This window comes from Pseudonocardia sp. ICBG601, from assembly GCF_020496245.1.
This window is the reverse complement of record NZ_JAHLJA010000161.1, coordinates 25,132-32,581: the sequence shown is the minus strand read 5'-3', so window position 1 is coordinate 32,581 and position 7,450 is coordinate 25,132. Positions and strand designations below refer to the sequence as shown.

The following is a 7,450-nucleotide window of genomic DNA, read 5'->3' as shown; positions in this document are numbered from 1 at the left end:
GGGCGCAGGCTCAGGGTTATCCGGTGGGTGCGCGGGGGCGGTTGTCGGGGCAGGTGCGGGATGCCTATCTACGGGCCCATCCGGAGTTGCTCGATCCCGGGCGGGTCGGGCCTGGAGACTGGTGGTCACTGCTGATCGGGTCAGGGGGTGAGGCCGACCCGTCGGTAGGCGGCGGTGCGGTCGAGGTGGGTGATGGTCAGGTCGTCGCCGCCGATGGCGATGGTCAGCACTTGGATCTCGTCGGGGCTGTACTGGTCGGGCAGTGTCCGGGCGAGGGTGGTGTGAAGCCGCGGTGCATGGTCTCGAGGGCGGTGGTGGTGCCGTGGTCGACGGTGTCGGCGATGACTTCGATCCGGACGGTGAGGTGCTCGCCGCCGAGGTCGTCGGGGGTCGTAGCCGTGTTCGGCGGGAGGCTGGGTGGGTCCGGCGTAGGCGTCGGCGATGCGGCCGTGTCGGCAGAGCCCGGAGAAGTAGCTCATCAGGGCGTAGGAGGCCTGGTAGAGGTCTTTGTTGCCGCGGACGGTGAAGTCCTGGCTGGCGATGACCAGGATGTCGTCGGGGCCCATCGGGTCGGAGCGGTCAGACACGGGGACCAGTGTAGAAGCGCCCGGTGTGACCGTCGCCCGGCGTGGGGGCGCCCGGGGGGTGTGGGAGAGCCCCGCACCCCGGGGGTTGTCGGCACCCTGTGCTGTCGGTGCCGTGGCCGCTCGGAGTGCGGGGCTCTGTTCTGCACGCGCGGGGCAAATGACCGCGTTGTGCGGGGGGTGTTACTGTGGCCCTTCACGGTGTCGCCGGTGTCGCTGGCCTGGGCGCAGTTATCGGACTGGTCGGTGACCGAGTCCCCAGACTTGGCCTTGGCCTCTCCGAGGATGCCGAGGGCGCCGGTGAGGCCGTTCGCAGCGGCGGCGTCCTCGATGGGGACCTGCAGGCCGACGAGGTTGACCGGGATGTTGTTGTTGCACACCTGCACGGGCACGTTGACGTTGTTGCCGTTCAGCCCGGCGATCAGGCCTTCGGCGCTCTTGTCGATCCCGTGGTCACCATGGTCACCCCGGTCGCTGCTGGTGTGGGCCATCGCCACCGGCGAGAGCGCCATCAGCGATGCCGCCGACGCAGCCACGACAATTCCGGCCTTCTTCCACATCACGCATGTCCTCCAGGTAGTGCTGGTACTCGAATACGAGGGGGAGCCCGTACCAGCTGCAACGACAGGCGCCCTGCGCGGGAAACTGCAGGCCACGCACCACCACTCGGTCGGTGTATGTCGGCTACGCACTGCGTTCGTCGCGGGGGAGAGTGTTCACGCGAATGGCTGCCCGTTGGGGGCCGTCACGTGGTTCGTCAGGTATCGGGGTTGCCGACCTTGACCGTCCTCTCTTCGTGAGCGAGTTCCGGTGTGCCGGTGGTGGTGCAGTAGCTGATCACCCATGCCCACAGCAAATGCCCTAGGAACTCTGAAAGGTTCTCGTCGAACGGGAGGTCCGCAGTTGCCGGGGTCAATCCGAGGAGGGGTAAGGCGATCCAGTGGAAGCCCAGCCATGCGCCGGTCCCGAACAGGGTTACCAGCCAGATCCGGTTGAGGTGGATGCGCTGCGCGAGGAAGAGGAATGCGGCCGCCGCTACGGCGCAGAAGATGAAATGTGTTGTGATCCCTCCGAAGTTTATTGTGTGGGCAGAGAATGTGTAGGTCCATTCGTTTGCGGGGAGCCCGGCTTGTTCGAGTAGGACCACAGGCGGTGACGCTCTGTCTGGGGTGCGCGCGGGGAGGATGACTTCCCATCCCAGCTTGACGAGGCCGGACATTGCGGCCGCAATGATGACTCTGTACATAGTTGCTGACATGCGCGTGTTCATGTGAATTTCAGGGTGGTTTGAGCTTTTCGCGGCCTGATGGTGTTGGTCGGAGGCCGTGAAGAGCGCGAGGGTATGGGACGTGCTGAGCACGTGCCTACGGGTGCTCGGAGCGCGAGGACGGTGTCAGGGGTGATGGCGGGTCAGGGTGATGTTGCCGGCGGGGTCGGTGAGGTCGCTGTAGCCGTCGTGCAGGACGAGAGTCTCGCCGGTGGTTCGGTCGGTGGGTGGGTGTGGGTGACTCGGGCGTGGATGGCTTGGGTGAGCCACTCTGCGATGGGCACGTTCTCGCAGGCCATGAGAGTGGTCGGGTCGGCGTCGGCGACGAATGCTCCGTCGGCGGAGACCGTCCAGGTGCCGTGGAGGGTGTTGCAGCCGTCGGAGCCGGTCCAGTGGCCGTTGTCGGTGAATTCGACGAATGCCCGCCCGCCGGCGCTGTCGTCGGTGGGGGTCCAGCGTCCGAGTAGGGCCTGCTGTAGGGGGTGTGTCGCCGGCTCGACGGTCGGGATCGGCTCGGTCACGGCTGCTCGTGCTGCGGTGTCGGCTGCTGCGGGGGTGGCGGGCAGTGGTCCGACGGCGTGGGGGCCGTCGGTGTCGGTGGTGGTGGTGTCAGGGCGAGGCACGTGGACTTCTCCGGGGTGGTGGGGGCGGTGCTGTCCGGGTTCCCAGACCTCGTAGTAGGGCCGCCCGTTGTCGGCGGCGTTGATGGCGGCGGTGTGGGGGGTGGCTGCGGTGGCAGTGCTGGTGGTCATGGCTGCGGCGGTGGTGAGTGCGGCGGCGGCGAGTAGTGCTGCGGCGCCGGCGCGGCGTGCGCGGGAGATCGTGTGCATGGGCTTCAGGAGAACATGGTTACTCGCCGGTAGTGATGGTCCACGGTGGGTGCTTGCTCGTGGCGCTGCTGCGGGCCGCAGGACGGGCTCGGTGCACCGCGCTGTCGCGTGTTGGTGCAGCCGGCCTGGCTGGCCGGCGGTCTCCATTCGCCGCCTGGGGCGTTCTCCAGTCGCGTCTCCCGTCCTCGGTCAGGCCTGGGCGGTGTCCGGCTCGTCCTCGCCGCCTCTGGTCGCTGTTGATCTGGCGTTGCCGTGTCGGTCTCCGGCCGCTGCGCGTCCGTCCTGACTTCGGTCACTTGTCTTACGAGTTCATGCGCTATTGGGGTCGGGACGTGCTGGATCTCCGACCCGACCCCAGGCTCCCGACACGACCTACATTGCCTCGACCAATCCGGCGCCCTCGACCACCTCGCCACATACCCACCGATCGGCGATAAAGGCTACATCGGGCGCGGCATGCTCACCCCGTTCAAAAAACAACCCGGCCGGGAACTTCTCGACTGGCAGAAAACATTCAACAAGAGCCTCAACCGCACACGCGCCACCATCGAGCGAGTCATCGCCCATATCAAAACGTGGAAAGTTCTCCACACAGACTACCGCCGACCCTACGCCACATTTAAAACGACAATCTCGGCAGTCATCGGACTCATCTTCTACACACTTACCTGACGGAGCCTGAATAAGCCTCAGGGTGGCTGCGACCTGGACGACGACGCCGGTGGTGCGATGCTTGCCCGACCACAGACCTGGTACGGCGGTCCATGACCAGCAGGGCAGTAGGGTTCCGTCGATGATGTACTGCCGATCGGCACGAAGCTCCTCCCGCAGTCGGAACGACACTCCGCAGTGCCTGTGCCAGCAACGGTGTCACCCCCGCGATCGCTCGACTGACCGTCGACTGCGACACCCCGTAGGTTTCCGCCAACTCCCACTGCACACGATTCCCGCGCAGATACGCCAACGTGATCACCACCGACCAGAACAATCCCAGAATCGGCGGCCAAGGCCGTCGCAGGCCAGTCGCGTTCCGCTGATCCTGCTCATGCACCAGAGCGGCAAGATCCTGAATCTCATCACGCCGAAAGCCAGTGGTATAGTACATACTGCGACAACCCGTTCATCTTGGATTGATTCGGCAAATTAATCTTCGCGATGGACGGGCTGTCGCCCAACCCGACACGCCGGGCTAGATCGTTATTTCACGGGCCCTGAATAAGCCTCTCAGCCTCTCGCAGACCCAGGACGGTTCACCCTTCAACCCGACCAACCGGTATGCCCGAGCCAAGGAGGCCTCGTCCAGGGGGCTTATTCACAAGGGAGTAATTCTGTTGATCTGCGGAAGCCGTCACCGGCGATTTTGTCTCGATACCGGCACGGCGGTGTGTCGCGCTTGAAGTGCAACAGCCCTTGCCGGTTTGTTCGGTGTTCCCAGGCATCGAACGAGGATCGGCGAAGAGCTGTTGCGATTCAAAGCTATGACAGGGTTGGACGATAGACAACTCACCGATCTGGTGGTGAGAGTACACGCCCGATGCGGCGGCAAGTTCGTTTCTGCAGGTAGGCCTGTTGCGTTGGGCTTGTTCCGGTCAGTGGCCATGGTGGTGACGCTGATGCGCAAGAACGTGACCCAGGACTTCGCGGGCGCGATCTTCGGGGTCAGCCAGTCCACGGTCAGTCGCCGCTGGGACCTGCTGCGCCCGGTGATCGGCGAGGTCCTCGCCGACGTCGTGCCCGACCCGCGGGAGGTCCTCGGAGGCGGAACAGTGCTGGTCGATGGCACCGTGTGCCCGACGTGGGACTGGAACGCAGTGAGCCTTTTTCAACCTGACGTTTGTGCTGGTCAGGGGCGTGAAGGCCGGCCGGGGTGGGGCTCCTGGTAGACGGATGGGTGTCGAACCGTCGTCTGCCAGGAGCCCCGTGTGCTGTCCTACCCATCCGGGATGAACGTGTCCAGCCGTAGCGTCCGTGATCTTGCTGATCTTCTCCGGGGGCATCGGCGTCAGCGTGGAACACGCTGGCGCCGGCTCTCAGCCGGTCGGCAGGCCTTGCTGGTGCTCGCCTACCTGCGTAAGGGCGAGACCTACGCTGCCCTGGCCTGCGGGTTCGCGGTGAGCACCGCGACGGTGTACCGGTACCTGACCGAGGCGATCGGTCTGCTCGCCGCGCTCGCCCCGACCCTGGAACAGGCCATCACCGTCGCCGCTGGGAAGGCGTTCGTGATCCTGGACGGCACGCTGCTGCGTATCGACCGGGTCGGCATGACATCCGGCTACGACCGGGCGTTCTACTCCGGCAAACACAAGTGCCACGGCCTGAACGTGCAGGTCATCGCCGACCCCGTCGGCAGGCTGGTGTGGATCTCCCCACCGCTACCCGGAGCCCGGCACGACATGGGTGCCGCCCGCGCCCACGGGATCATCGACGCGGTCAACACCGCCGGGGTGCGGGCGATCGCTGACACCGCCTACCAAGGCGGCGGGCCCGCGATCACCGTCCCCCACCGACGCCGCCGCCGCGACCTCGACACCGGCCGGTACCGGCCCCTGTCAGCGAATCAGAAAGCGGTCAACGCCGCCCACGCCCGACGACGGGCACCCGGTGAACGGGTCAACGCCGAGCTGAAGAACTGGAAGATCCTCCGCAAGATCCGCTCCAGCCCCAACCAGGCCACCCAGCTCGTCGCCGCGGTCCAGACCCTCATGATCACAGCTACCTGACCAGCACAAACGTCAGGTTGAAAAAGGCTCAGTGTCCGACCTGTTCTCGGTCAAGGCCGGCTACTCGGGCATGAACCTGCAGATCGCCGCCACCCTCGACGGAGTCCTCGTCGCGGTCGGCGAAGTCCCGATTCACGGCGCCCGCCACGACGCACATGCCTACGCCGCATCCGGGCTGGCGGAGCGTCTGCGCGATCTCCCGTCCGTCGCCGACCTCGGCTACATCGGCGTCGAGGGCATCAACACGGTCCCGCACAAGCGATCCCCCGGTATCGACCTCGACCCCAGCCAAGTCGAGTTCAACACCGCCCTCGGCAGAATCCGCGCAGCCGTCGAACACGCCATCGCGCACCTCAAAACATGGCGCATGCTCAGCGAAGAAGGTGGCCGATACCGCTACCCCATCAGCAAATACGAAAGCACAGTTGCGGCAATCGTAGGCCTCTACTTCTTTGCGGCTTATGAATAAGCCTCCAGGGCGCGGGAGCCGTTGGTGACCTTGACGAACCGCGGTGTGCGCGCGGGCTTCTCGCCGGCGATGACCTCGCGGGCCCGGTTCTCCTGCAGGGTCAACGTGCGCCGGTCCCGGACGGCCCGCTTCGTGGAGTAGGCCCAGACCGCCCGCCAGGATCCCGGATGCTGGTTGGGGTTCCAGACGGGCTCGGCCTTGACCTTCGGGCTGTTCTCGCTGCGCCCGGTGCGGCGGTCGCGTGGTGTGAGGGTGTCGATGATCTGCCCGTCGACGAAGGCGTCGCCGTGCCAGTGGAAGTGCGACTCCAGGTCAACCGGGGCCTTGGTGAGTCGGGAGCCGACGATGAACCGCAGGCCGGCCTCGTCGAGGTCGCGCAGGTTCGCGGCCGAGAGCATCCCTGCGTCGGCGACCACGACCATCCCGCCCGGCTCGACCGGCAGCTGGTGTCGGGCCCGGAAGGCCTCGATGATCGGCAGGATCGTCGCGGTCTCGGTCTTGTTGCCCTCGAAACAGCCGATCTCGAGGGGGAACCCTGCGCGATCGACCAGCAGCCCGACGACGACCTGCGGGTCGACCCGGCGTTCCTTGGAGAACCCGACCTTGCGCAGGTCGTCCTCCTTCTCCGCCTCGAAGTAGAGGGTGGTGACGTCGTAGAGACACAACGACACATCCCCACTGCCACGGGCGTGGGTGAAGCAGGCCCTCGCGATCTCGTCGCGGTAGCTGCGCCCGGTGCAGCGCAGCAGGGTGCGGCGCATCGTCTTTTCGCTCGCCGCGGTGACGCCCAGACCGGCCAGCACCCGACCGGTGTCCAGGATGGACGTGGGCTCGACGATCCGGGCGATCACCAGGTCGCGGAACGTGTCATCAGCGACCTCTGCGAACCCGAGGCCCGCGTAGACCTCGGCGAGGATGTCGAACAGCACCCGCGACCCGGTCGTGATCACCTGCGGCGCACCCACCCGCCGGGTTGTGGTGCTCGGGGCGCGCCGCGGCATCTGGCCGAACAGCCCCTCCTGCGTGGCACCGCCGGCCGCGGTGGGCGCGATCAGCTCGGCCCGCCGGGGTGACGGCGCGACGCCCAGATCCAGGGCCTGCTGTGCAGCGTCGTCGATCAGCCCACGGGCCTGCTCGACCAGCAGGCCCAGCTCGGCCTCGGTGTGCGCTGACCCGACATGGGCCACGATCCGTCGATGGCCCTGCACGGACTCGGCGATCTGGACCGCGGTCGCCCCGGAGGCCGTCCGTACCCGCCTCACCCACGCCACCTGACCGAGCGTAGAGCACCGAATTAGTGCCTCACACCGCTCCCGCGCAAACACATCACCGCAGCTCAGCGCAGTACAAGCTGCGAAACCAGGCTCGGGTGACCAAAGTCAGGAGAATCCGCGCAGCCGTCGAACACGCCATCGCGCACCTCAAAACATGGCGCATGCTCAGCGAAGAAGGTGGCCGATACCGCTACCCCATCAGCAAATACGCAAGCACAGTTGCGGCAATCGTAGGCCTCTACTTCTTTGCGGCTTATGAATAAGCCCCCAGAGCGATCCCAGAATCGGCGGCCAAGACAAACGTGC

General features: G+C 66.1%; 9 protein-coding genes. 4 read left to right on the top strand and 5 right to left on the bottom strand.

All coding sequences use genetic code 11. The annotated features are described in order from the left end of the window. Positions 1–140 precede the first annotated feature (140 nt). From KPL57_RS54785 to KPL57_RS68240, 3 genes are all read right to left on the bottom strand, one after another. Entirely contained in the window at positions 141–587 is a 447-nt protein-coding gene (locus KPL57_RS54785; protein WP_226358215.1) for a hypothetical protein, read from the bottom strand. A gap of 754 nt (positions 588–1,341) precedes the next feature. Beyond that, on the bottom strand, positions 1,342–1,944 hold the full coding sequence (locus tag KPL57_RS54780; RefSeq protein ID WP_226358214.1) for a DUF1440 domain-containing protein: 603 nt from the start codon (positions 1,942–1,944) through the stop codon (positions 1,342–1,344). A gap of 50 nt (positions 1,945–1,994) precedes the next feature. Next, positions 1,995–2,681 carry an META domain-containing protein gene (locus KPL57_RS68240; RefSeq protein ID WP_264199782.1) on the bottom strand — a complete coding sequence of 229 codons (687 nt, stop codon included), beginning with the start codon at positions 2,679–2,681 and terminating at the stop codon, positions 1,995–1,997. Positions 2,682–2,933: 252 nt separating this feature from the next. On the opposite strand from KPL57_RS68240, the gene KPL57_RS54770 reads away from it, so the two are divergent. Further along, complete coding sequence (locus KPL57_RS54770) at positions 2,934–3,353, top strand: transposase family protein (RefSeq protein ID WP_226358213.1); 420 nt, start codon at positions 2,934–2,936, stop codon at positions 3,351–3,353. Here KPL57_RS54770 and KPL57_RS54765 read toward each other — a convergent pair. Then, positions 3,346–3,786 (bottom strand): transposase family protein, encoded by a 441-nt coding sequence (locus KPL57_RS54765; RefSeq protein WP_226358212.1) that lies wholly within the window; start codon positions 3,784–3,786, stop codon positions 3,346–3,348. The two genes, KPL57_RS54770 and KPL57_RS54765, sit on opposite strands and share 8 nt — an antisense overlap. A gap of 493 nt (positions 3,787–4,279) precedes the next feature. Here KPL57_RS54765 and KPL57_RS54760 point away from each other — a divergent pair, with 493 nt between their 5' ends. The 3 genes from KPL57_RS54760 to KPL57_RS54750 are packed head-to-tail and all read left to right on the top strand — an operon-like array spanning position 4,280 to position 5,870. Beyond that, entirely contained in the window at positions 4,280–4,564 is a 285-nt protein-coding gene (locus KPL57_RS54760; RefSeq protein WP_226358211.1) for a transposase family protein, read from the top strand. A gap of 39 nt (positions 4,565–4,603) precedes the next feature. Further along, positions 4,604–5,401, top strand: coding sequence for a transposase family protein (locus KPL57_RS54755; RefSeq protein ID WP_226350737.1), 798 nt, complete (start codon positions 4,604–4,606; stop codon positions 5,399–5,401). 31 nt (positions 5,402–5,432) lie between these two features. Beyond that, positions 5,433–5,870 (top strand): transposase family protein, encoded by a 438-nt coding sequence (locus KPL57_RS54750; RefSeq protein ID WP_226358210.1) that lies wholly within the window; start codon positions 5,433–5,435, stop codon positions 5,868–5,870. Here the strand turns inward: KPL57_RS54750 and KPL57_RS54745 are convergent. Next, on the bottom strand, positions 5,861–7,141 hold the full coding sequence (locus KPL57_RS54745; protein ID WP_226358209.1) for an IS1634 family transposase: 1,281 nt from the start codon (positions 7,139–7,141) through the stop codon (positions 5,861–5,863). The genes KPL57_RS54750 and KPL57_RS54745 overlap by 10 nt on opposite strands. Positions 7,142–7,450: the final 309 nt, after the last annotated feature.

Coding starts and splice junctions, on each gene's coding strand:
- KPL57_RS68240 (WP_264199782.1), bottom strand. CDS start 2,681: ATGCACACGATCTCCCGCGCACGCCGCGCCGGCGCCGCAGCACTACTC.
- KPL57_RS54765 (WP_226358212.1), bottom strand. CDS start 3,786: ATGTACTATACCACTGGCTTTCGGCGTGATGAGATTCAGGATCTTGCC.
- KPL57_RS54760 (WP_226358211.1), top strand. CDS start 4,280: ATGGTGGTGACGCTGATGCGCAAGAACGTGACCCAGGACTTCGCGGGC.